This window comes from Nonomuraea sp. NPDC004186, from assembly GCF_053603495.1.
Genome location: NZ_JBSGFQ010000008.1, coordinates 102,919 through 125,173, shown reverse-complemented (window position 1 = coordinate 125,173; position 22,255 = coordinate 102,919). Strand labels below are relative to the sequence as shown.

Sequence of the window (22,255 nt, the reverse complement as noted above, 5' to 3'; positions counted from 1 at the left end):
GGACCGTCCACTTACGTTAATGTGAGAAACATGCCTGGTCATCCCTCTCAGATGGAGCCCGCGCCGGCGCTGCGGGCCGACGCGCGGCACAACCGCGTACGCATCCTCGAGGCGGCGCGGGAGGCGTACGCCACGCGCGGGCTCGACGTGCCCATGGCGGCCATCGCGCGGCGCGCCGGGGTCGGCGTGGCCACGCTCTACCGGCGCTTCCCCTCACGGGAGTCGCTGATCACGGAGGTGTTCGGCGACGAGCTGGCCACGTGCGCGTCGGTCGTGGACGAGGCGCTGGCCGATCCGGACCCGTGGCGGGGGTTCTGCTCGATGATCGAGACGGTGTGCGCGATGCAGGTCGCCGACCGGGGGTTCACCGAGGCGTTCCTGACGGCGTTCCCCGACGCGATCGACTACGAGCGCACGCGGGTGCGGGCCGAGCAGGGCCTCGCCGAGGTGGTACGGCGGGCCAAGGCCGCCGGGCGGCTGCGGGCCGACTTCGATCCGGCCGACCTGACACTGCTGCTCAAGGCCAACTGCGGCGTCGCCACCGGGACGAACGAGGTCGCGGCGGCGGGGTCGCGGCGGCTGGTGGCGTACCTGCTGCAGTCCTTCCGCGCCCAGCACGCCGAGCCCCTGCCGCCGGTGCCGCCCCTCACCCTCGACCTCCTGCACGGGCAGGCGACGGCGCGGTAGCCCCGGGACATTGCCCGGGAAGTGTCCGGTCGGCGCCCTGGTCGGTCCCATCCGGCCGACCCGGTGGCCAGGGGCACGTCGCTCTCGATCCGGTCCCCGGCATGGGTCTCCTCGGTCCGTACGAGGACACCGCCCTTGACCTGCGTGAAGGTCCACACATGGACGCCCCGGTCGATGCGCAGCCCTTCGCCGATCGCCGGGCCGGTCCAGCGGATGCACTTGTGGTGCTGCGGTTGCCGCACGGTTGAGGTGATGACCAGCGTGGTCGGCGGGCTGACGGGGGTCGCGGGCACCGGCGTGGTCCACCTGAACCGCGAGTTCTCGCGGAGCGGGCCGGAGTCCAGGCGCTTCATGCTGGTCACGGGCTTCTGCCAGGTGGGCCGGCCTTCCACGTCTGTCTGGAGCTCCCGGACCGTGCGCAGGGGCGCCTTGATCAAGCTCTCGGTCCGGTAGCGGATCTTGGCGGCGGGATCGACGCCTTCCCCCGGCACTGGAGCCCACCGCCGTCGTAGCCGGTGACGGCCTGCGCGGGCGGGACGTGACCCGCGAGGCCGCCTGCGACGACGAGCGAGATCGTGAGCGCGCTGATACGCCTTGCTGACTGGGCCGACGACACCGATCCTTATGATCCTTTAACATCTAGAGTCCTAAAGTGCTAGCAAGCTAGATAAATGGAGAAATCGGTGATCGAGTTCCATCTGGACGGCAGGTCGGGCGTCTCGCCGTACCTGCAGATGGTCCAGCAAGTACGGCACGCGCTGCGGCTCGGCCTCCTACGCGAAGGCGACCAGCTGCCGACCGTCAAGGAGGTCGTGGCGCAACTGGCGATCAACGCCAACACCGTCCTCAAGGCCTACCGCGAACTCGAGCACGAGGGCCTGGTGGCCGCCCGGCCAGGAGTGGGGACGTTCGTGACGGCGACGCTCGCCGCCACCTCCCTGGCCGCGCACGGCCCGCTGCGGATGGAACTGCAGCGCTGGCTCGCCAAGGCCCGCCGAGCCGGCCTCGACGACGAAAGCATCGAGGCCCTCTTCATGACCACCTTTCGGACCTTCGCTCAGGAGGACATAGCGTGACCGCTGTCCTGCAGGCCCAGGCACTGGGCAAGAAATACGGCAGACGCTGGGCGCTGCGCGAGTGCACCATCGACATCCCGGCAGGCCACGTCGTCGGGCTCGTGGGCCCCAACGGAGCCGGCAAGACCACGCTCCTGAAGCTCGCCAGCGGCCAGCTCCAACCCTCGGCGGGCGGCATCACCGTGCTCGGCGGCCGGCCCGCGGCCACACCCGCCCAGCTGGCCAGGATCGGGTTCGTCGCCCAGGACACCCCCGTCTACGCGGGCCTGACCGTCGCCGAACACCTACGGCTCGGAGCCCGGCTCAACCCCCGCTGGGACGACACCATGGCACGGGAACGCATCGCGCAACTCGGACTCGTCCCCGGACACCGGGCGGGCAAACTGTCCGGCGGCCAGCGCGCCCAGCTCGCCCTCACCCTGGGCCTGGCCAAACGGCCCGAGCTGCTGATCCTGGACGAGCCGGTCGCCTCCCTCGACCCGCTGGCCCGCCGCGAGTTCCTGCAGGGACTGATGGAGGCCACCGTCGAGCACGAGTTCAGCGTCGTGCTCTCCTCCCACCTGGTCTCCGACCTGGAACGCGTCTGCGACTTCCTCGTCGTGCTCGTCGACTCCCGCGTCCAGATCGCCGGAGAGGTCGAGGAGCTGCTCGCCACCCATCACCGCCTCACCGGCCCGCGCCGCGACCCCGACCGGCTGCCCGCCGACCAGCACGTGATCTCCGCACGCCACACCGAACGGCAGAGCACGTTCATCGTCCGTACCGACGCCCCTATCCACGACCCCGCCTGGACGGTCAGCCGGCTCAGCCTGGAAGACCTCGTCCTGGCCTACATGGACAAACGCACCGCCGAGAACCGGCGCGTCGCCCTGGAGGTCCAGCGATGATCTGGCTGACCTGGCGCCAGCTGCGCGGCTCGGCCGCGATGCTGGCCGCCCTGCTCGTCATCCTCGCCACCGTCCTGGCCCTGACCGGCCCGGACCTGGCCTCGGACTACTCCACCGGTATCGCCGCCTGCACCCAGGACGACACCTGCGGCCGCTTCTACGACCGGTTCTTCGACGGGTACGACATGCCCTTCATGGCCGTCAGCCTCATCGTGCTGCTCCTGCCCGCCGTCGTCGGGCTCTTCTGGGGAGCACCGTTGATCAGCCGCGAGCTGGAGACCGGCACGCACCTGCTGGTGTGGAACCAGACCATCACCCGCGGCCGCTGGCTGGCGGTCAAGCTCGGGCTCACCGGCCTGGTCGCCATGGCCGCCGCCTGCCTGTGCGGCCTCGCGGTGACCTGGTGGTCCGATCCCCTGGACAAGTCGGCCCCGGGCGACCTGGCCCTGATGGCTCCCCTGGTGTTCGGCGCGCGCGGCATCGCCCCGATGGGGTATGCGGCGTTCGCCTTCGTCCTGGGCGTGACCGTGGGCATGCTGGTGCGCCGCACCCTGCCCGCCATGGCCCTCACGCTGGCCGTCTTCGCCGCGATCCAGCTCGCCATGCCGCTGCTGGTCCGGCCCCACCTGATGACCCCGGTCACCTCGACCTTCGAGCTCAGCGAGACGAACATGGACGGCGTCGGCATAAACCGGGACCAAGGCGGACGTGTGGAGATCCGCCTGAATGCGGCTGTTCCCGGCCACGCGGGCGCCTGGGTCCTGTCCAGCTATCTCGTCGATCCGTCCGGACGTCCGACCGCCGGCCCCGAGCCCGGAATCGGGATCGTCCAGGTCTCGACGACGTCGGGACCCTGCGCACCGTCGGCATCACCGATCATGGGCGCGTGCACGACCGAGATCAACCGGCTCGGCTACCGGCAGAAGGCGACCTACCAGCCCCTGGAGCGCTTCTGGCCCTTCCAGTGGATCGAAACCGGGATCTACGCCCTGCTCACCCTCGGCCTCACCTGGCTCTCCTTCTGGTGGATCCGCAGGCGCCTGTCATGACCGCCATCAGGACCATGACGGCCGGGCTCGCCCTCCTCCTGGCGGCCGCCTGCACGGCGCCGACGCCGCCGCGCAGCGAGGCGAACGCCGCAGCCGGTACGGCCTGCGCGCGCCCCCAGGGCCCGACCGCGGCGGAGACCGCCACCACCATCGACGTCATCGAGCAGGCGTACTTCTGCATCCTCGGCAACTACTACAGCGGCGCCACCCTGGACGCCCGCTCGCTCCTGACCACCGCGTTCGCCGCCCTGACCCAGGAGCTCAACCGCAACGGACGCGACCTGCCCGAAGCCACCATGCCGGCGCTGACCGGCGACCGGAAAGCCGACTGGACCGCCTTCGAGACCGCCTACCGCAAGACCACCGACCAGGTCCCCGACCTGCGCGACCAACTGGCCGTCGCCACCCTCGAAGCCCTCGTCGCCGCCCTCGGCGACAACCACGCCGCCTGGGTCCACGACATCAAGCGACCCCCCGACTACCACGACGGCGACGGCTACGGCCTGGGCCTCGAAGCGAACGTCAACGGCCCGCAGGTGCAGGGCAACCCCGGCGTCGCCCTCCCCCCGCTCTTCATCACCACCGTCCAGGGCGGCGCGGCACAGGCCGCCGGACTGCGCCCCGGCGACCTCATCGAATCCATCAACGGATCGGCGCCCTTCATCGACGGCAAGCCCACCCCCGCCATCGCCGCCCTCTACCCCCGATACCCGGAGGCGCGCCCGGTCCGGCTGCGGCTCCTGCGGCAGAGCACCGGCCGCCGCTGGAACGCGACGCTCGAACCCGGCCTCTACCAGCGCGACCTGGCCACCCTGCAAGTGGTCCAGTCGAAACTGCTGGACGACGACATCGCCTACGTACGGATGCGCGGATTCGCCCCCGACTCCGCCGACAGAGTACTCAAGGCGATCACCAGACTACGCACCGGCCGCACCCTCACCGGCGTCGTCCTGGACCTGCGCGGCAACGGCGGCGGCAGCCCCCAGGAGGCGATCCGGCTGGAGAGCGCGTTCGCCCACGGCAAGGCCACCGCCCACCTGTGCACCGTCGACGGCAAGTGCGAGACCCTGCGGACCGACGACACCGTCCCACTGGTCAACCTGCCACTGATGGTGCTCATCGACCGCAGCTGCGCCTCGGCCTGCGAACACTTCAGCTCCGCCGTCAAAGACCTGCGCGTCGGCCAGTTGATCGGCACCAGGACCGCCGGCGTCATCTCCGGACCGGCACAGCCGTACCTCCTCGCCAACAACACCACACTGAACTTCCCCACCCGGCACCACCTGGGGCCCGAACACGAGGTGATCGACCGGATCGGCGTACCGCCCGACCACCACGTACCCCTCACCCCGAAGGACGCGGCCACCGGGCGAGACCCCGCCCTGGCCAAGGCCCTGACCTTGCTGCACAAGTGAACGGACCTCTCCGATGAGACACCTCCTGGCAGTCGCCGCCGGACTGGCCGTCCTCGCCGCGTCCGCCTGCTCCGCACCCACCCCGCCCCGCTCCGCCGCTCCCTCGGCCACACCCACCGGCCCGGCCACCCTGCCCGCCCCCACCGGCCCCCACCCCGTCGGCACCACCGCCCTGTACCTCAACGACACCTCCCGCCCCGACCCCTGGGACCTCGACGCCACAACCAGAGAACTCAAGGTCACCCTCTGGTACCCGACCAAGCAGCGCGACGGACAGCGAGCCCCGTACATGACCCCCAAGGAATCCGAGCTCACCCTGAAGGGAGGCAGGATCGCGGGCGTCCCGGACGACACCCTGAGCAAGACCCGAACGAACGCCACCAAAGACGCCGAACCCACAGGCCGCGACCTTCCCCTGGTGGTGCTCTCCCCCGGCTTCACCAAACCGATGAGCACGCTCACCGCCCTGGCCGAGGACCTGGCCAGCCGCGGCTACGTCGTCGCGGGCATCGACCACACCTACGAGAGCTACGCCACGACCCTCGCCGACGGGCGCGTCGCCGAATGCCTCGCCTGCGACAGCGACGCCGACCCCGGCTTCGGCACAGGCCTGGTCGCGGGCCGAGCCGCCGACGTCTCGTTCGTGCTCGACCAACTGCCCTCGACCTGGAACGGCGCCGACCGGATCGACCGCTCCCACATCGCCATGGTCGGCCAGTCCATCGGCGGGGCCGGCGCCATGGCGACCATGGTGAAGGACCCCCGGATACGCGCCGGGATCGACATGGACGGCACCACCTACGCCCGCATCCCCAAAACCGGATTCTCCCGGCCCTTCATGTTCATCGGTTCACCGCAGCACGTCCCCGGCGGCCGCGACAACTCGTGGGAGCGCGACTGGAAACTGCTCACCGGCTGGAAGCGCTGGATCGTGCTGTCAGGCGCGGACCACCAATCCTTCACCGACCTCCCGCTCCTGTCAGGCGCCCTCGGCATCAAACCCTCCTACGGCATCCTGCCCGCGGCGCGCGCCGCCGAGCTCACCCGTACGTACGTGGCGGCCTTCCTCGACCAGCACCTGAAATCGCAACGGCAGCCCCTCCTGGAGAAGCCGTCCGCACGCTACCCCGAGGTCAAATTCTGCCCCGCGACCTGCGGCCAATCCTGAGATCCGTCGTGGAGCCCGTGGTTCTGCGCTGTTCTGGATGGGGTTTGCCCCAACCGACGCCCTTTACATTGTAGATTTCTACCGGCGCTAACCCCAGGTGAGCGGGTCGAGGTGGAGGTAGAACCGCTCGCGGTCACGGTCGAGGACGATGCCGTACCGCTCGGCGAACCTCTCGTCCGCCAAGCTCGCCTCCCGCTCGTCGGGCCACGTCTCCCGCGCGTTGGCGAGCAGGAGCGCGATGTCGGCGTAGGGGTCGGCCCGTCCGAGGCGGCCGAGGTCGATGAAGCCCGCCACGTCCAGGGTCTCCGGGTCGAGGATGATGTTGGGCAGGCACAGGTCGCCGTGGCAGACGACCGTCTCGGCGGCCTCCTGCGCGAGGCGGTGCTCCAGCTGGGGCTCGAGGCGGGCGAGCAGTTCGCCGGCGGGCGTGTCCTGCTGTTCTTCCGGGAGGAACGCGGGGTTGACCGCGCCCCGCGCGACGACGTCGCGGGCCATGGCGAACATCCATGTGAGATCCCGCGCGAACGGGCACCCGCGAGCGGGCAGGTCGTGCAGGCGGCGTACGGCATCCGCGATCTTCTCCCAGGCCGCCCGCAGCTCCGCGGCCGGGACCCGATCGGCGGGAACGCCCGCGACGGCGCTGGTCACCAGGCGGGCGCCGTCGGCCGTGACGCGCCAGTCGAGGACGCGCGGGCCCGGAACGCCCTGCGTGCCCAGCCACTCGACGCGGTCCCGCTCCTCCTCCAGCGAGGTCACGGAATCGGCGGGGACACACTTGGCGTATCGGGTGCCGTCATCGGAGCGGAAGACATCGGCCCCGGACTCGCCGCCGGTGACGGGGATCCATCCGTCCCCGTCGCGGCCGTCGTACAGCAGTGCCCGCAAGGCCGATGTCGAGTCGATCATGTGAACCACCCTAGCCGCCGGGGCCGACCGTGAAGCCCGCCTCCCCCTCACTGGGGAGGGGCCTGCCTCTTACGGGGGTGCCCGGGCACCCCCGCCGGCCGCGAGGCTCCTGCCATGCGTCTACACATCGAGGTCCGTACGCTCGTGCTGGTGCGCCGCGTCGCCGGGTTCGGCGCGGCGGCGGCGATGTCTCTTTACCTGCTGGTCAAGCTGGTCTGGATCGCCGCCGAGGTGTGGCAGGGCACGGCCCAGTGGGTGCTGCTCAACGCGATCACGGTGGTGATGGCGCTGGCCGGCGCCGCGCTGGGCCTGGCGCTGGCCCAGTCGTGGGGGACGCGGCTGCCGGACTGGCTGGTGCTGCCGCTCGGGTGGGTCGCCGGCGGCTTCCTGGTGTCCATGATCCCGTACATGATCGTCGCCAGCCTGGTGGCGCCGAGCGCACCCGAGCCGGCGGCCACCACGCCGGCCTGGGAGAGCGCGCTCATCGGCGTCGGGTTCGCGGGCATGGCGGTGGCGCTGGTCGTGGGCCTGCCGCTCTTCCTGCGTGAACGATGGCCCCGCGCCTTCACCGGACGGGTGGGCCGGGAACGAGCGGACGGCCGCTTCCTTTGGGTGTTGCCGCCGCTCGGGGTGCTCACCGCGACCTGGATCTCCTGGGCCGCGGGCAGCACCTACGGGCTGCTCACGGTGTGCGACACCCAGGGCAGGCTCCTCATGGCCAACAGCGCGCTGTGCGCGGCGGGCGCCGGTTGGAGCCTGTGGGCGCTCGGCCCGTGGGGCAGCGGGCGGACGCCGGTGTGGCTGCCCATGGCCGTGGGGTTCGTCGCCTCCGGGTCGTTGTTCTCATGGGGAGCGTGGCGGCTGGCGTGGCTGGTGGCCGGAACGTACCAGCCGGTCGAACTTCGCGGGGTGGCCGTGGCCGAGCACTGCGTCGCCGTGGTCGCGGGCCTCGCCGTCCTGGTGGCGTTGACGCAGGCGTACGGGCGCCGGTGAGAGTGCACGCTGCGGGTTGGGTCAGGGGGCCTGGACGAGCGGTTGCAGCACCGTGAGGCCGTAGGACTCCGCCGGTGACGGCGGGGCGGCCTCCGGTGCGGTGCGGCGGAACGTGGTGGGCGCCATCCCGTAGATCGCGCGGAAGCGGCGGGAGAAGTGGTAGGCGTCCGCGAAGCCGCACTGCGCGGCGATCGCCCGCATGGACAGGTTGCTCTGCCACAGGAGCGGTTCGGCCCTGGTCAGGCGGAGGAGTTCGAGGGCGGCGACCGGACCGACCCCGAACGTGCGGCGGAACGTCCGGCACAGCGTGCTCGGCGAGACCCGGGCAGCCGAGGCGAGCTCCCGCATCGGCACCGGCCTGGCCACCCCGTCGGACCAGTGCTCGCGCACCGCGCGCAGCATCGCGGTCACCGGTGACGGCAGGGCCGAGGGCGGGCGCTGCGCCGGCGCCGGATCGGCCAGGAATGTCAGCACCAGCAGGCGCAGCGTCTCGCAGGCCTGGACCCGCCACCGCGGCGGGCACTCGGCGCCCAGCCAGAGCAGATACTGGCACAGGGCGCCCATCGGGTCGTGCCGCCCGGTCAGGTCCCGTACCAGCGGCCAGTCCGCCGGCACCTGACCCGTGAGCGTGAAATGCACGTACGCGTGCCGGGTCGGGGTGCGGGGATCCCAGCGGAACGCGTCACGCATACCCGGCCGGATGAGCAGCAGCTTTCCCGGGGTCAGCGACAGCGCGACGTCGTCCCACAGCCAGGTGGCACTGCCGCGGAGCAGCCAGACGAACTGGTACGACCTGGCCTCCCGCGGGCCGAACGTCGAGCCGGGCGGATAGTCCGCGACACTCGGCTCGAGCCGGGCCACCAGATCGACGGAGATCGTCATCTGTCACAGCCGCCGTCGCGATTCGGGCGGATCCGCGGCCGGCGCACGTCCTGGAGCCCTTTGTAGGCGTACGGGTCGGTGCCGGCGACGAGGACGACGTCCCGGAAGTCCGCCTGCGCCATGCCCGTCCCCTCCGCCGGGACGGCCCAGGGCAGCAGGGACTCGGCGCTCATGTAGTGGTTGACCAGCGCCCGCCGGTAACCCCGCCGTCCGGTGTTGGGCAGCGACCTGTGCAACAGGTAGCCGTTGAACACCACCACGGTCCCCGCCGCGACCTCGACGGGCACCGCGTCGGAGTCACCGAACGGGAAGCCGTAGGACTCCACCGTGCAGTCGTAGCGGGGGTCGTCGTGCTCGCGGTTCGGGTAGAGCACGCCGCGCCGGTGCGATCCGGGCAGCACCCAGAGGCACCCGTTCTCCACGGTGGCGTCGTCGAGCGCGATCCAGGCCGCCGCGAGCGAACGGTCGCGGGTCGGGATGAACAGCTCGTCCTGGTGCCAGGCCTGCCCCGGCTCACCCTCGGACTTGATGAACAACATCGACTGCATCGCCTTGACGTTCGGGCCGATCAGCGAGGTCAGCGCCGAGACGATCGCCGGATGGCGCATCGTGTCGAGCATCAGGCCGGACAGCTTGTGCGGGTAGTGGACGCACAGGAACCTGCGCAGCACGTCGTCGTCGCTGTCGGCGTCCCCGGCGGGGAGCGCGCCGCTGATGTCGCCGAGCTCGCCCCGGCAGATGCGGACGGCCTCTTCGAGCAGCTCGCCCACCTCGCCGGGGTCGAGGGCGCGGTCGAGGACGAGGTAGCCGTCGCGCTCGTACGGGGACTTCAGGTCGGGGTTCGTCATCGCCCCATCATCGCCATCGCGGCCCGGTCCCGGCCATGGCCCGATCACGCATCCGGATGGCGAATCGTGTCATCCGCCGACGCCACCTGGGACGAGGAGGCGCCGGCGTAGCGGCGGGCCAGGTGCGCGAAGGCGTCCTTGAGCGCGGCAGGGCCGACGACCTCGATGCCGGCGTCGAACCTGCCGACGCTCGCGGCCAGCCCGACCCAGGACCAGGACCCCAGGATGAGCCGGCACCGGTCCGGGCCGAGCTCCTCGACCACCCCGTCGTGAACGTAGGGGGACACGGCGGCGGCCGGCAGGCCGAGGATGACCTCGCCGCGGCAGGGCCAGTCGCCGGAGCCGCCGGAACCCCGGAACCGATCGGCCACGAAGGCGGCCACCCCTCCCCCGGGCAGCTCGCGCGGCGCGAAACGGGGCCCCGTGGGGACGCGCGGCGCGATCCGGTCGGCCCGGAAGGTCCGCCAGTCCTCCCGGTCGAGATCCCATGCCACGAGATACCAGCGCCCGCCCCAGGTGACGAGGTGGTGGGGCTCCACGCGGCGCGGCGGGCCGCCGTCGTCGCCTCCCGGCGAGGCGTAGTCGAAACGCAGCACCTCCCGGGCGCGTACGGCGGCGCCGACGGACACCAGCACCCCGCTGTCGACCTGGGGATCGGGCGCGTACCGCTCGACGGCGATGATCTGGAGTGCGTCGATGCGGTGGCGCAGCCGTGCGGGCATGACCTGCCGGACGGTGGTCAGCGCGCGGGCCGCGGCCTCCTCGATGCCGGCGCCGGTCGTGGTGGCGGCCTGGAGCGCGATGGCCAGGGCGACGGCCTGCTCGTCGTCGAACAGCAGCGGCGGCAGCCGCGTACCGGCGTCGAGCCGGTAACCGCCCTCGGGTCCCTTGGTGGCCACGATCGGATAGCCGAGCTCACGCAGCCGGTCGACATCGCGGCGCACGGTGCGCGGGCTGATGCCGAGGCGCTCGGCCAGCAGCGCTCCCGGCCAGTCCCGGGGTGCCTGGAGCAGCGAGAGCAACGACAGCAGCCGAGCCGAGGTTTTCTGCACCCGTCCAGTATCGCCCGGAGAAGAGGCCACAACCTGACCGCTACCCCTGGAAGTGTGGTCGGCGACCGGAAAGACGACCGACCAAGGAGCACATCATGTCCGTGAACACCGTGACCCATCTGAACTTCCGCGGAGACGCCCGGGCGGCGCTCGCGTTCTACCAGTCCGTGTTCGGCGGGGACCTGGCCGTGGTCACCTACAAGGACGCCGGCAACGTGCAGGAGCCGGCCGAGGCCGACCAGGTCATGTGGGGCCAGGTGAGCGCCGCCGGCGGATTCGAGGTCATGGCCTACGACGTGCCCTCGCGCCTGCCGTACAGCCGGGGAGAGAACGCGTTCTTCGTCTCGGTGCGCGGCGAGACGGCCGAGGAGATCACCGCGTACTGGGAGAGGCTGTCCGACGGGGCGACCGTGCTGCAGCCTCTGGGGCCCGCGCAGTGGGCCCCGCTGTACGGGATGCTGACGGACCGGTTCGGCGTGACCTGGGTCATCGACGTCGCCGCCCAGTACTGATCATCACAGAACGCGCTGCGGCAGGATGATCGCATGACTGTGCTCGACACCCGGACACTCAACCGCGCGACGCTGGCGCGGCAGCTACTGCTCGACCGCGCCGACTTACCGGTGCGGGACGCCGTCGCGCACCTGTGCGGCCTGCAGGCGCAGGAACCGCAGGAGCCGTTCGTGGGGCTCTGGTCGCGGCTGCGCGCGTTCGAACCGGCGGCGCTCTCGGACCTGCTGACCGGGCGACGCCTGGTGCGGACCATTCTCATGCGCCGCACCGTTCACCTCCTCACCGCGGAGGACGCCCTGGCCTGGCGCGCCCGCCACGACGCCATGCTGCGCCAGCGCATGCTCGGGACCTACCGCCGCGAGCTCGACGGGGTGGACCTCGACGAGCTCCTGGCGGCGGGCCGGGCGCTGATGGCCGACGGGGAGCCCCGCTCGATGGGCGAGATCGGGCGGGCGGTCGCCGAGCGCTGGCCGGCGCCGGGACCGCGCGTGCTGGGCGAGATGCTGGTCGCCGCCCTCATCCCGATGGTGCAGCTGCCGCCGCGCGGGCTGTGGCGGACGAAGGCGGGCGTGAGCAACGCGCTGCTGTCCTCCTGGCTCGGCCGGGAGATCGACCCGCCCGCCCCGAACGGCTCGGACCCCGTCGGCGAGGCGCTGGTGCGGCGCTACCTGGCCGCCTACGGCCCGGCGGCCTCGGCCGACCTGCGCGCCTGGTGCGGCCTGGCCGGGCTGCCGGGCGCGGTCGCCGCGGTACGCCCCGAGCTCGTCTCCTTCCGCGACGAGCGCGGCCGGGAGCTACTGGACCTGCCCGACGCGCCGCGTCCCGACCCCGGCACGCCCGCGCCGGTGCGGTTCCTGCCCGCCTTCGACAACGCGATCCTCGGCTACCACGACCGCGGACGGATCATCGACGACGCCCACCGCGGCCTGTCGGTCGCCGGGGCCCGCGTGGTCCTGGTCGACGGCCGGGTCCGCGCGACCTGGACCGTCGAGGACGGCACGGTGGCCGTCACGCCACTGGGCCGCCTGTCCGGAGCCGACCGCGACGCCGTCGGCGAGCAGGGGCGGGCGCTGGCGGCGTTCCTGTCCGACGGCGACAGCCACCGCGTGCGGATCGGCGACGGCTGAGGTCACCAGCCCGGCGGTCGCGTCACCCCATGATGACCGTGAGGTCGAACGTGCCCTGGTGCGGGATGCGAAGGGCGTGGAAGCGGCGGGCGCCGTCGCGGAAGTAGCGCACGCTGCCGGCCGCCAGGGTCGCCTGCAAAGGGGTGTTCCAGCGCAGGCGGATCGTGGTGCGGCCCCTGCGGAGGTCGAACCCGTCGGCGGTGGCGGTGGTCGTGCCGCCGAACGCCGCCCGGGTGCCGTCGGTGAAGGTGAGGACGTCCGTGGGATGCAGGACGAGGGGGATCTGCTCGGTGGCGGCGGCGTTCGCCGTGACCGTGCGCCGGATCGTCCGGCGGGTGACCAGGACGTCCGTGGTGACGTTCGCGTTGCCGTAGCGGATGCCGAGGGCGGCGGGGGCCCGGCCGCCGCTCCATTCGCGGCCGCCTGGGGCGCCGTGGAAGTAGGTGGCGGGCAGGGAGCCGTCGGAGTCGGGCGCCTGGCCGGGGAAGACGGTGGACCAGCAGGCGTAGTTGTTGTCGTTGAGCCCGCAGATGATCGTGCCGGCGTCGGGGTGCCACAGGAAGGTCAGGCCGGTACGGCTGCGGGAGGCGCGCGTGCCGAAGTAGCCGCCCAGGTACAGGCCGGGCTTGCGGACGTACAGGAAGTCCTGGCTGCCGTCCCTGCGCAGCTCGGCGAAGTCGTTCGAGCGCAGGTAGGGCAGGTCCGCGATGGCCTCGGCCCGCTGCCGCCTGCTGGGGAACCGCTCACCGTACAGGCCGTGGGTGAGGATGCGGGGCGAGGTGTCCTGCTTGGCGAGCGGCGTCACCGGGTCGGTGGAGGCCGCCCAGGCCGTACGGGCGTCGGCCAGGTCCTCGCGGGCGGTCATGAAGGCCGACAGCAGCGGCACCTGGCGGGTGAACGTCCAGTTGAGCGCGGTCCTGTCGGGGTCGGGCCGGACCTCGTCGTACCAGCGGGCGCTGGTGCGGGTGGAGGGGGCGACGTTGACCAGGTATCCGGCGCCGTCGGGCTCGCGCAGCAGGTTGTAGGACAGGAAGCCGGTGAACGCGCGGGCCATGTCCACCAGGTGCGCGTCCTGGCTGTGGAGGTAGGCGTCGGCCAGCTCGGGGAGCATGACCTCGAAGTTGTAGTTCATGTCGTGGCCGCCCTCCTCGTAGAAGAAGCCGGCGGGGCTCTGGCCGACCGCGGGGAGCCGGGCGAACGCCTCGGTCAGGCGGGTGGCGAGCGCGGGGTCGGGGTCGAGCCGGAGCGCGTGCGTGGCCCCTGCCAGGCCCGAGGTGGTCTGGTTCGCCCAGGTGAGGCGATCTTGCCAGACGACCCGGTTGCCGGCGTCCAGGAACCACGTCATGGCCTTGCGCAACGCGGCGGTGAGCTGCGCCTGCCGCGCGGGCAGCGCCCCGGACGCGCGCAGGAGGCGCAGGGTCTTGGCCAGGTAGCCGAGGCCGAACCCGGTGGGGGCCAGGCCGTGCTGGTCACGGCTGTACTCGGGGAAGGAGCCGTCGGGGTGCTGGAGTGACAGGTAGTGGCCGAGCGCCGCGTCGAGCGCGGCCAGCAGGCTCGCGTCCCCGGCGTACGGGTTCCACGGGCGGGCATTGGCGTGGAACCAGGCCAGCGTGAAGACGTGCTCCTGCACGCGGGCGTTGTACGACGCCGCCGGCGTACGCCACCAGCCGCCGGCGAAGAAGCCGCTGGAGTCCATGTCGTTGACCATGGGCGCCAGGGTGGCCAGGTACGGCGCGAAGCGCTGCTCGTGGGGGGCGAACGACGTGCGGTCCACAGCCGGCGGCAGGGAGGGGATGGCGGCGAAGGCGGCGGCGGGCGCGAGCACGGGGACGGCCGGGAGCAGCGCGGCGGCGCGGAGCAGGGTGCGGCGGGAGAGCATGGTCAGCCTTTCAGACCGGTGTGCGCGAGCCCCTCGATGAACTGCCGCTGGGCCAGCACGAAGACGACCAGGATGGGCAGGGCGGTCATCGTGGCGGCGGACAGCTGCACGTTCCACAGGGGCGAGCCGTAGGCGTCGACGAACTGGGTGAGCGCCTGCGGCAGGGTGAACTTCGACGGGGTCGACAGGAACACGATGGGTTCGAGATAGAGGTTCCACGAGTGCAGGAAGGTGAAGATGGCGACGGCGCCGAGCGCCGGCCTGGCCAGCGGCAGCACCACCCGGCAGAAGGTGCCGAAGCGGCCGAGCCCGTCGACCCTGGCGGCCTCCTCCAGCTCGTCCGGCAGCGTGATGAAGAACTGCCGCATGATGAACGTCGCCAGCACGCTGGGCGCGCCCAGGATCGGCACCAGGATCAGCGGCCAGTGCGTGTCGGTCATCCCCGCCGCGTGGAACATCTGGAACAGCGGGACGATCGTCACCTCGCTGGGGATCAGCAGGCCGACGAGCACGACCAGGAAGAGCACGTTCTGGCCGGGGAAGCGGATGCGGGCGAAGGCGTAGCCGGCCATCGCGGCCACCGCCATCGTCCCGACGGTCACCACCGCGGCGATGTAGAGGCTGTTGAGGTACTGCTGCCCGAACGGCTGCAGCTCGAAGACCCGGCTGTAGGTGGAGAAGTCGAACCTGGAGGGCACCAGCGCGGGCGGGAAGGCGAAGATGTCGCTGATCGGCTTCACCGACGAGGTGACCATCCACCAGGTCGGGAAGACGAACGGCACGCACAACACGCACAGCAGCGCGTACAACGCGAGCTTGACCCTACGACTCATGGAAGACCCACCTCCGGCGCAGCCGCCACTGCAGCAACGTCAGCGCCGCGACGATCAGGAACAACAGGACCGACAGGGTGGCGCCGTAGCCGAGGTGCCGGAACTGGAAGGCCTGCTGGTACAGGTAGTAGACGAGGACAGTGGTGGACATACCGGGCCCGCCCTGGGTGAGCACGGCGATCTGCGCGAACACCTGCAGCGACCCCACCACGGTGATGATCGAGGTGAGCAGGATCGTCGGGCTGATCAGAGGCACCGTGATGCGCAGGAACCGGGTCCAGGCGCCGGCGCCGTCGAGCTGTGCCGCCTCGTACAGCTGGCGCGGCACGCCCTGGAGCGCGGCCAGGAACAGGACCATGTTGAGCCCCACGTTCTTGACGACCTGGACGACGACGACCGACAGCAGGGCGGTGGTCTCGCCGCGCAGCCAGTTGGGGCCGTCCACGCCCGCCGCGCCGAGCAGGCCGTTGATGCCGCCGTCCTGCTGGAGCAGGAACTGCCAGACGATGGTCCAGGCGACCAGCGACACCAGCACCGGCGAGAAGAACAGCGTGCGGAAGAACGTGGTGCCGCGCAGCCGCTGGTCGAGCAGGATGGCCAGGATGAGGGCGAGGGCGAGGTTGAGCACGACCAGGCCGACCGAGAAGAGCGCGGTGCTGGTCAGCACCTGCCCCATGTTCGGGTCGGCGAGCAGCTTGGCGTAGTTCTCGCCCCCGACGAACTCGAACGTGCCCGCCAGCACATTCCACTCCTGGAGGCTGTAGTAGACGACCAGGCCGAGCGGCAGCAGGACGAACAGCGCGCTTCCGACGAGCTGCGGCGAGATCAGCAGGTAACCGACGAGGGCGTCGCGCCGGGGGATGGTCCAGAAGTGGCGGGGCCGGGCGGCGGTGCGGTCAGCCACCCGGTTGCCGAGATCCGTCACCGCCACGTCATCCGCCCAGCAGCGGCTGGATCTTCGCGCACACGCCGTCCAGCACCGCCTTGACGTCGGCGTCCGGCTTCCACAGCGGGTCGAGTGCGGCCCTGGCGGTCTGGGCCAGCTCGGCCTGCCCCTTGTGGCTGGGCTTGACCACGCCCTTCTCGATGCCGTCGATCACCACCTTCTGGAGCTGATCGCCGTTCAGCAGGGGGCTGGTCTTGGCCATGGTGTCGGCCGTCAGCAGGGAGGTACGCGCGGGCGGGAAGTACGCGGCGAGCTTGGCGGAGTTCGCGGAGTTGGTGAAGTAGGCCAGGAAGTCGGCGGCCTGCGCGGCCCTGGGCGACTTCTTCAGCACGCCGATCCCGGCCTGGCCGATGACCGCGTACTCGCCCTTCGGCCCGGCGGGCAGCGGCACCAGGTCCCACTTGAACGTCGCGTCCTTCAGCATGGCGGCGCGGGAGATCTGGGCGACGGCCATCGCCGTGTCGCCGGAGAAGAAGTCCACGGAGGTGCCCGGCCCCGGTATGGACTTGTCGGTGAAGATCGCCTTGTGCATGAACGTCATGGCTTCGACCATCTCGGGCGCGTTGAACTGGCACGTGCCGCCGTCGTCGCTCCACGCCTTGGCGCCCCAGCCCTGCCAGACGGTGGCGAGGTTGTCCCAGGCCTTGTAGTCGAAGTTGAGGATGGTCAGGCCGTTCTTGCCCTTCGCCGCCACGGCCTTGTTGATCTCGTTGGCGTGCTCCCAGTCCCACTGGCCGGCCTTGATCAGCTCGCGCGGCGCCTTCTGGCCCGCGGCCTTGACCAGGTCGGTGTTGACGAAGACGCCGAAAGGCGAGGTGGAGAACGGGTAGGCGTACAGCTCGCCGTCGCGCTCCCACAGCCGGGTGGCGGCGGGGACCAGCTCGGCCGCGTTCTCGACCTTGCTCTTGAGCGGGACGAGGGCGCCGGAGCCGACGAAGTCGGGGGCGGAGTTCTCGAGGATCCAGGCCAGGTCGGGGGCGTTGCCGCCGGCGATCTGCGTGGTCAGCGTGGTGGTGTAGTTCTCGAACGGGATCGGGTCGAAGGTGATCTCGCCGACCTGCGGGTGGGACGTGCGGTATTCGGCGGCGATCTCCTTGAACAGCTTCAGGTGGGCCTCGTTGGAGGTCCAGATCGACATGCGCAGCGGCTGCGGGCCCTGCGCGGCCGGCGCTTCACCGCCGCCACAGGCGGTGACCGTAAGGAGGGCGGCCAGCGCAAGGGCAGCCAGGGGTGCTTTCATGGGGGATCTCCTTCTGGCGTCAGTAGCCGGTGACGTCGGGCCAGCGCAGCTCCACGCCGTCGCGGACGAGCCGGTCCTGGTAGTCGGCCAGGAGCCGGCCGTCCGCGCGCACGGCGTGCGGCGTGGTGGCGCGGTCCAGGCAGAAGGCGGCGAGCGCGCCGGCCGCCTCCCCGACGTTCCACTCCACCGGGTGCAGGCGGTAGGCGCCGTTGGTGATGTGGGTGGTGCCGATGTTCTTGCAGGCGGGCAGCAGGTTGCTCATCCGCTGCGGGATCAGCGCCCCGAGAGGGATCTCGAACGGGGAGCAGGCGACGTCGATGTAGTTGTCGCCGCCGGTCGACGGGTGCAGGTCGATGCGGTACATGCCCACGCCCACCGAGTCGTGATAGGAGACGGCGCCCTTGTCGCCGCGTACCGCCACGGACAGGTCCTGTTCGGTGACGGTGGTCAGGGCCCGGACGCGCCGGGACTCGCGGATGTAGGGGGCCTGGGCGAGCCCGTCGGCGCCGCCGGTGACGTCGCCGCGCAGCCGCAGGCCCGGATAACCGGTGCCGCCGTCGTGGCGGGGGGCCTCGGTCTGCAGCCAGTACAGCACCGACATCGACAGCTCGCGGGCCGCCGCCAGGTGCCGGTCGGCGTCCGGCACGTCGATGACCGGCCCCTCCAGGTAGTCGATCATCGGCCAGTTGACCAGCGCGATGTCGCTGTCGTACGCGCCCGGCAGGAAGTTGTCGCGGGCGGCGATCCTGCGGAACGTCCACAGGTTGCCGTCCCCCGGGTTGACCCGCTGGTCGGCCGCCACCAGGCGGGGGTCGTCACCCGGGTTCGGGGTGAAGGAACGCTCCACGATCTCCAGCGTCCGCGGGCTCGGGCAGCGCCACGACAGCAGCCGGTCGCCCCAGAAGGGCGGCTGGTAGGCGCGCCAGAAGTCGTACGACGCGGGCTTGTCGACGGTGTGGTCACCGTCCACGTGGTCGATCGCGAAGCACACGGACACGGCCTGCATGTTCATCGGCTGCGCCGCCGCCGGGGCGCTCGGCTCGCCGGTGTCGGCCTGCGACTCGAAGCCGGTCACGTACTCGGTGCCGGTCAGCGGCAGCAGCTCGCCGGTCTCGGTGGCGTCCAGCACGTACGGCGCCACCGCGGTGATCTCGTCGCCCCCGTCGCGGTGCACGAGCCGCACGGCCGTGACGCGGTCGCCGTCCACCTCGGCCCCGACCGGCCGGTACGGCTGGAGCACGCGCAGCCTGCCCGATCCCCGGTACGGGGCCAGCATGGCCTCGATGACCGCGAACGCGACCCTGGGCTCGTGGCACAACTTGCTGACGTGCCCGGCGCCCGGGTTCAGCTCCGGCCACGCCCGCGCCCGCTCGGTCAGCGGGTAATGGTCGCGGTAGTAGCGCCGGATGCCGTCACGCAGCGCGCGGTAGCTCGCCGTGACGCCGAACCGCTCCACCCAGGTGTGCTCGTCCGGCGGCACCGCCTGGCTGGTGAGCTGGCCGCCCAGCCAGTCGTACTCCTCGGTGAGCACCACCGATCGCCCGGCCCGCAGCAGGGCCAGCGCGGCGGCCACGCCGCCCAGCCCACCGCCGACGACGAGCGCGTCTGCCGATATCTCAACCACGTGGGGGATTACCTCTCCTCATGTACGGGTGCCAGCGTCGATCCCTCGACCAGCTCGCACACCAGCAGTTCCTGCGGGATGCCGCCGCGTTCCAGCACCTGGGTGAGCAGCTCGACGGCCCTGCGGCCCATCTCCCGCCGGGGGATGCGGAGCCCGGAGAAGTCGATGTCGGTCGACACCGGCCTCGTGGGCGCGCCCATCGCGACCATGGACAGGTCGCGCGGCACGTCCAGCCCGCGGGCCTCGGCGGCCTCGGCGATGGCCACGCCGTCGGCCAGTTCCTCGGCGAACACCACGGTCGCGCCGCAGTCGAACAGCCCGTCCGCGGTGGTCAGGTGCAGCCCCTCGACGCCGGTCGCGGCCACCCCTTCGGTGAAACCGCGAAACCGGTCGGCGTAGGACTCCGGGCCCTCCCCCGCTCCGACGTAGGCCATCCGCCGGTGCCCGAGCGCCGCCGCCCGCTCGACCAGCGCGCGCACCGCCGGCGGGTAGTCCGCTCCGACGTACGGCACCGGACCGCCCGCGTCGTCGCGGCGGCCGACCGAGACGAACGGAATGCCCTCGGACAGCAGCCTGGACAGATCCTCCCGGTCGATCGTCCGGCCGAGCAGGACGCATCCGTCGGCCAGCCGGATCCGGCTCTCCGCGCTGAAGATCCGCCGCCGCTCCCCCTGCTGCACCTTGGCGCTGGTGAACAGCAGCAGGTCGCAGCCCGCCTCCTCGACGCACTCCTCGATCCCGACCAGGAACGGGTGATAGAAGTCGGCGCTCTCCGCGGGGAAGACGGCCTCGTAGGTGAACACGCCGTAGATGCGGTTGCGCCGCTCGACGAGCCGACGCGCGGCGGGGTCGGCCACGTACCCGGTCTCCCTGATCACCTGAAGGACCCGATCGCGGGTTTCGGGCGAGATCCGTACCTCGCCCTCGGCCCTTCCGTTGAGCACCAGGGACACCGTCGTCTGGCTCACTCCAGCCATGCGCGCGATGTCCTGCTGCGTCAGCCGCCGCCCTGAAGCAGTCACAGTGCGTATCACCTGTCGTTTCGATAATGCGTATTAGTTCGGTCATTCTGGGACCGGGCAGAGCTGGGCGTCAAGAGATAATCGCTGAGTAATTCGTATTATCAGGTGGTACGGCTTCCTCCAGCCATGGCAACATACAGTGACGCCGACGACGGCGGGCCGAAGGCATTGCCGGCCGCACGGCGCCCATCGCCTGTCGCGACCAGGATCGGAGGGCATGTTGACCATCCATCAATCAGGCCGGGACTTACGTCCGCCCACCCGACGCGGCGTGTTACGCGGCGCCGCTTCTCTGGGTGCCGGGTCTTTGGGCGCCGTGGCCACCGCCGGCCTCGTCGCCCGGCCGGCCGGCGCCGGGACCGCCGCCCAGCCGGCGGGCATGCCGGTGTTCCGATACGTGCGGGACGCTCTGGCCCTCCCCCTGCACTACAACCGCACCGGGGAGTTCATCTTCCCCTGCATCAGAGGGGTGTATGACAAGCTCGACAACCCGCGCTCGCGCTACTACCTCTACTACGCCCCTCATGAGAACCCCGGCGGCATCTGCGTGGCCTTCAGCGACACCTTGGAGGGCCCGTTCCACGACTACAGCGGCAACCCGATCATCGACAGGTACCTGCCCACCACGACGGTCAGCCACGTGTCCTCGCCGCACGTCACCTGGGACGCCGCCACGAAGCAGTTCTTCTGCTACTTCCACGGCGAGAACTTCACCACCCGCGTGGCCCGCTCCACCGACGGCATCACCTTCACCGACGAGACCCCCATCCTGAGCACCCGCCTGGTGTCCGGCACCTCCGAGACCTCCTACGCCCGGGTCTTCGAGCATTCCCTTCCGGGCCGCGGCAACAAGTACGTCATGGTCTTCATGGGCGTGAAGAACGGCCGCCGCCTCTTCTACGGCTGGTCCCCCAACGGCTGGGACGGCTGGCAGTTCAGCCAGCAACCGCTGGTCAACCCCGAACCCGACGGCGTGACCGACATCTCGGGCCCGTCCCTGGTCAAGCGCAACGGCACCACGTACGTCGCGTACCACGGCAACGACGGCAACATGCGCATCACCGAGGTCGGCAACGCCTTCGACAAAGAGGTCCACCTCGGCGTCTTCCACTCGCCGATCGCCTCGGACAACGGCCGCGTGGCCGCGCCCTCGTTCGGCACCCAGGGCGGGGTCGAGTTCATGTTCTACGAGGCCGGGCCCCGGCTGCAGGCTCGCATCTGCATCGCCCGCGCCGTTCCCGCCTGACCTGCCCGCACGTCTGGGCCACCCTCTCGCCCGTCGACGACCTCGCTGTCAGGCCGGACCCCCGGAGCGACCCGTCCTGACAGCGACGCCCGCCTCTTCCTCACCGAACACCTCGCGATCGCCCGGTGGGCTGAGTGCCATCACGTCAGGAGTGCGGCGCGATCCGTGGGCGTGCCACCTCCGCACGCTCGGTCCTGTCGCTGGGCGCGGGCTGCCCCGGGCCCGCCGCTACCGGCCCGCCCCGGGGAGGAGGGCATCGACGAGCAGGTCCAGGAGCCGGCCGGTCTGCTCGGGGGTATCGCGGGCCGCCGTGGCGAGAAAGATGCCCAGGAGCATCGTGGTGACCTCGTCCGGGTCGACGTCCGCACGGAGTGAGCCCGTTTCGGCCCCCTTGGCGAGGATCATCGCGATCGCGGCGGTGATGCGTTCCCTGGTGGTGGAGGTCGGGATACGGCCCGAGGCCTGGCCGGCGCGCAGCGCGTCGGCCATCCCGCGTTTCACCGCACTGAACGCCGCGTACCGCTCCATCCAGGCGCGCAGCGCGATCTGCGGCGGGAACCGTTCGAGCAGGGCGGGGGCGCTCGTGGCGATGTCGTCGAGCTCGGCGGCGTAGACGGCCTCCACCAGCGCTTCGCGGGTGGGGAAATGGCGATAGAGGGTGCCGATGCCGACACCCGCCTCACGGGCGATGCTTTCGAGCGGGACGGTGTCGTCGGCCGCCGCGAAGGCGGTCCGGGCGACGGCGATGAGCGTGTCCCGGTTGCGCTGGGCGTGGGCACGCAGCGGGCGCTGTGTCGCGGCCGGCCGCTCGGCGGAGGTGCCGGCGGACGCCGATTCGGGCGAACTCAAAGCGGAGGAACCT

General features: G+C 71.3%; 21 protein-coding genes and 1 pseudogene. 10 read left to right on the top strand and 12 right to left on the bottom strand.

What is annotated here, in order from left to right:
- Positions 1-30 precede the first annotated feature (30 nt).
- Complete coding sequence (locus ACWEPL_RS09075) at positions 31-687, top strand: TetR/AcrR family transcriptional regulator (protein ID WP_355196865.1); 657 nt, start codon at positions 31-33, stop codon at positions 685-687.
- A 50-nt stretch (positions 688-737) separates the two neighbouring features.
- Here the strand turns inward: ACWEPL_RS09075 and ACWEPL_RS09070 are convergent.
- Positions 738-1,178 (bottom strand): annotated as a pseudogene (locus ACWEPL_RS09070) (SRPBCC family protein); the annotation flags it as partial.
- A gap of 192 nt (positions 1,179-1,370) precedes the next feature.
- Between ACWEPL_RS09070 and ACWEPL_RS09065 the strand changes: the two are divergent.
- The 5 genes from ACWEPL_RS09065 to ACWEPL_RS09045 are packed head-to-tail and all read left to right on the top strand — an operon-like array spanning position 1,371 to position 6,282.
- The gene (locus tag ACWEPL_RS09065) at positions 1,371-1,763 is read left to right on the top strand and encodes a GntR family transcriptional regulator (RefSeq protein ID WP_452435671.1); all 393 of its coding nucleotides are present in this window, start codon (positions 1,371-1,373) and stop codon (positions 1,761-1,763) included.
- Positions 1,760-2,650 (top strand): ABC transporter ATP-binding protein, encoded by an 891-nt coding sequence (locus tag ACWEPL_RS09060; RefSeq protein ID WP_452435670.1) that lies wholly within the window; start codon positions 1,760-1,762, stop codon positions 2,648-2,650. Before ACWEPL_RS09065 ends, ACWEPL_RS09060 begins: the two co-directional genes overlap by 4 nt.
- Positions 2,647-3,699 carry an ABC transporter permease gene (locus tag ACWEPL_RS09055; RefSeq protein WP_452435669.1) on the top strand — a complete coding sequence of 351 codons (1,053 nt, stop codon included), beginning with the start codon at positions 2,647-2,649 and terminating at the stop codon, positions 3,697-3,699. Before ACWEPL_RS09060 ends, ACWEPL_RS09055 begins: the two co-directional genes overlap by 4 nt.
- Positions 3,696-5,114, top strand: coding sequence for a S41 family peptidase (locus tag ACWEPL_RS09050; RefSeq protein ID WP_452435668.1), 1,419 nt, complete (start codon positions 3,696-3,698; stop codon positions 5,112-5,114). The genes ACWEPL_RS09055 and ACWEPL_RS09050 overlap by 4 nt, the downstream gene beginning before the upstream one ends.
- Positions 5,115-5,127: 13 nt before the next feature.
- Positions 5,128-6,282 carry an alpha/beta hydrolase family protein gene (locus ACWEPL_RS09045; RefSeq protein WP_452435667.1) on the top strand — a complete coding sequence of 385 codons (1,155 nt, stop codon included), beginning with the start codon at positions 5,128-5,130 and terminating at the stop codon, positions 6,280-6,282.
- A gap of 87 nt (positions 6,283-6,369) precedes the next feature.
- Here the strand turns inward: ACWEPL_RS09045 and ACWEPL_RS09040 are convergent, their stop codons facing one another.
- Positions 6,370-7,188, bottom strand: coding sequence for an APH(3'') family aminoglycoside O-phosphotransferase (locus tag ACWEPL_RS09040; protein WP_452435666.1), 819 nt, complete (start codon positions 7,186-7,188; stop codon positions 6,370-6,372).
- 114 nt (positions 7,189-7,302) lie between these two features.
- Between ACWEPL_RS09040 and ACWEPL_RS09035 the strand changes: the two genes are divergently transcribed.
- Entirely contained in the window at positions 7,303-8,181 is an 879-nt protein-coding gene (locus ACWEPL_RS09035) for a hypothetical protein (protein WP_452435665.1), read from the top strand.
- Positions 8,182-8,202: 21 nt separating this feature from the next.
- On the opposite strand, the gene ACWEPL_RS09030 is transcribed toward ACWEPL_RS09035, so the two are convergent.
- Genes ACWEPL_RS09030 through ACWEPL_RS09020 form a run of 3 tightly spaced genes read right to left on the bottom strand, consistent with a single transcriptional unit; the run spans position 8,203 to position 10,963 of the window.
- On the bottom strand, positions 8,203-9,063 hold the full coding sequence (locus ACWEPL_RS09030; RefSeq protein WP_363967910.1) for an AraC family transcriptional regulator: 861 nt from the start codon (positions 9,061-9,063) through the stop codon (positions 8,203-8,205).
- Complete coding sequence (locus tag ACWEPL_RS09025; protein WP_363967912.1) at positions 9,060-9,911, bottom strand: phytanoyl-CoA dioxygenase family protein; 852 nt, start codon at positions 9,909-9,911, stop codon at positions 9,060-9,062. Before ACWEPL_RS09025 ends, ACWEPL_RS09030 begins: the two co-directional genes overlap by 4 nt.
- 44 nt (positions 9,912-9,955) lie before the next feature.
- Positions 9,956-10,963 carry a helix-turn-helix transcriptional regulator gene (locus tag ACWEPL_RS09020; RefSeq protein WP_452435664.1) on the bottom strand — a complete coding sequence of 336 codons (1,008 nt, stop codon included), beginning with the start codon at positions 10,961-10,963 and terminating at the stop codon, positions 9,956-9,958.
- Positions 10,964-11,058: 95 nt separating this feature from the next.
- Here ACWEPL_RS09020 and ACWEPL_RS09015 point away from each other — a divergent pair, with 95 nt between their 5' ends.
- Positions 11,059-11,475: a VOC family protein gene (locus ACWEPL_RS09015; RefSeq protein ID WP_452435663.1), complete on the top strand. Its 417-nt coding sequence runs from the start codon at positions 11,059-11,061 to the stop codon at positions 11,473-11,475.
- Between the two features lie 33 nt (positions 11,476-11,508).
- Entirely contained in the window at positions 11,509-12,603 is a 1,095-nt protein-coding gene (locus ACWEPL_RS09010) for a winged helix DNA-binding domain-containing protein (RefSeq protein WP_452435662.1), read from the top strand.
- Between the two features lie 22 nt (positions 12,604-12,625).
- Here the strand turns inward: ACWEPL_RS09010 and ACWEPL_RS09005 are convergent, their stop codons facing one another.
- From ACWEPL_RS09005 to ACWEPL_RS08980, 6 genes are read right to left on the bottom strand one after another with little or no spacing between them, the layout of a single operon-like run.
- Positions 12,626-14,482 (bottom strand): hypothetical protein, encoded by a 1,857-nt coding sequence (locus tag ACWEPL_RS09005; RefSeq protein WP_452435661.1) that lies wholly within the window; start codon positions 14,480-14,482, stop codon positions 12,626-12,628.
- Positions 14,483-14,484: 2 nt separating this feature from the next.
- Complete coding sequence (locus ACWEPL_RS09000; RefSeq protein WP_350742026.1) at positions 14,485-15,315, bottom strand: carbohydrate ABC transporter permease; 831 nt, start codon at positions 15,313-15,315, stop codon at positions 14,485-14,487.
- Entirely contained in the window at positions 15,305-16,246 is a 942-nt protein-coding gene (locus ACWEPL_RS08995) for a carbohydrate ABC transporter permease (RefSeq protein WP_452435660.1), read from the bottom strand. Before ACWEPL_RS08995 ends, ACWEPL_RS09000 begins: the two co-directional genes overlap by 11 nt.
- A 1-nt stretch (position 16,247) precedes the next feature.
- Positions 16,248-17,501, bottom strand: coding sequence for an ABC transporter substrate-binding protein (locus ACWEPL_RS08990; RefSeq protein WP_452435659.1), 1,254 nt, complete (start codon positions 17,499-17,501; stop codon positions 16,248-16,250).
- Positions 17,502-17,520: 19 nt separating this feature from the next.
- Positions 17,521-19,125 (bottom strand): FAD-dependent oxidoreductase, encoded by a 1,605-nt coding sequence (locus ACWEPL_RS08985; protein WP_452435658.1) that lies wholly within the window; start codon positions 19,123-19,125, stop codon positions 17,521-17,523.
- Between the two features lie 8 nt (positions 19,126-19,133).
- Positions 19,134-20,147, bottom strand: coding sequence for a LacI family DNA-binding transcriptional regulator (locus ACWEPL_RS08980; RefSeq protein ID WP_350742018.1), 1,014 nt, complete (start codon positions 20,145-20,147; stop codon positions 19,134-19,136).
- A 316-nt stretch (positions 20,148-20,463) separates the two neighbouring features.
- On the opposite strand from ACWEPL_RS08980, the gene ACWEPL_RS08975 reads away from it, so the two are divergent.
- Positions 20,464-21,393: a hypothetical protein gene (locus ACWEPL_RS08975; RefSeq protein WP_452435738.1), complete on the top strand. Its 930-nt coding sequence runs from the start codon at positions 20,464-20,466 to the stop codon at positions 21,391-21,393.
- Between the two features lie 228 nt (positions 21,394-21,621).
- Here ACWEPL_RS08975 and ACWEPL_RS08970 read toward each other — a convergent pair whose 3' ends face one another.
- A complete protein-coding gene (locus ACWEPL_RS08970) occupies positions 21,622-22,242 on the bottom strand; it encodes a TetR/AcrR family transcriptional regulator (protein ID WP_363967925.1) in 621 nt (206 codons plus the stop codon).
- Positions 22,243-22,255 lie beyond the last annotated feature (13 nt).

Bases quoted from the DNA above. Each gene is read 5' to 3' on its own strand.
- ACWEPL_RS09075 (WP_355196865.1), top strand. From the start codon at position 31: ATGCCTGGTCATCCCTCTCAGATGGAGCCCGCGCCGGCGCTGCGGGCC.
- ACWEPL_RS09055 (WP_452435669.1), top strand. From the start codon at position 2,647: ATGATCTGGCTGACCTGGCGCCAGCTGCGCGGCTCGGCCGCGATGCTG.
- ACWEPL_RS09050 (WP_452435668.1), top strand. From the start codon at position 3,696: ATGACCGCCATCAGGACCATGACGGCCGGGCTCGCCCTCCTCCTGGCG.
- ACWEPL_RS09045 (WP_452435667.1), top strand. From the start codon at position 5,128: ATGAGACACCTCCTGGCAGTCGCCGCCGGACTGGCCGTCCTCGCCGCG.
- ACWEPL_RS09040 (WP_452435666.1), bottom strand. From the start codon at position 7,188: ATGATCGACTCGACATCGGCCTTGCGGGCACTGCTGTACGACGGCCGC.
- ACWEPL_RS09035 (WP_452435665.1), top strand. From the start codon at position 7,303: ATGCGTCTACACATCGAGGTCCGTACGCTCGTGCTGGTGCGCCGCGTC.
- ACWEPL_RS09030 (WP_363967910.1), bottom strand. From the start codon at position 9,063: ATGACGATCTCCGTCGATCTGGTGGCCCGGCTCGAGCCGAGTGTCGCG.
- ACWEPL_RS09025 (WP_363967912.1), bottom strand. From the start codon at position 9,911: ATGACGAACCCCGACCTGAAGTCCCCGTACGAGCGCGACGGCTACCTC.
- ACWEPL_RS09015 (WP_452435663.1), top strand. From the start codon at position 11,059: ATGTCCGTGAACACCGTGACCCATCTGAACTTCCGCGGAGACGCCCGG.
- ACWEPL_RS09010 (WP_452435662.1), top strand. From the start codon at position 11,509: ATGACTGTGCTCGACACCCGGACACTCAACCGCGCGACGCTGGCGCGG.
- ACWEPL_RS09005 (WP_452435661.1), bottom strand. From the start codon at position 14,482: ATGCTCTCCCGCCGCACCCTGCTCCGCGCCGCCGCGCTGCTCCCGGCC.
- ACWEPL_RS09000 (WP_350742026.1), bottom strand. From the start codon at position 15,315: ATGAGTCGTAGGGTCAAGCTCGCGTTGTACGCGCTGCTGTGCGTGTTG.
- ACWEPL_RS08990 (WP_452435659.1), bottom strand. From the start codon at position 17,501: ATGAAAGCACCCCTGGCTGCCCTTGCGCTGGCCGCCCTCCTTACGGTC.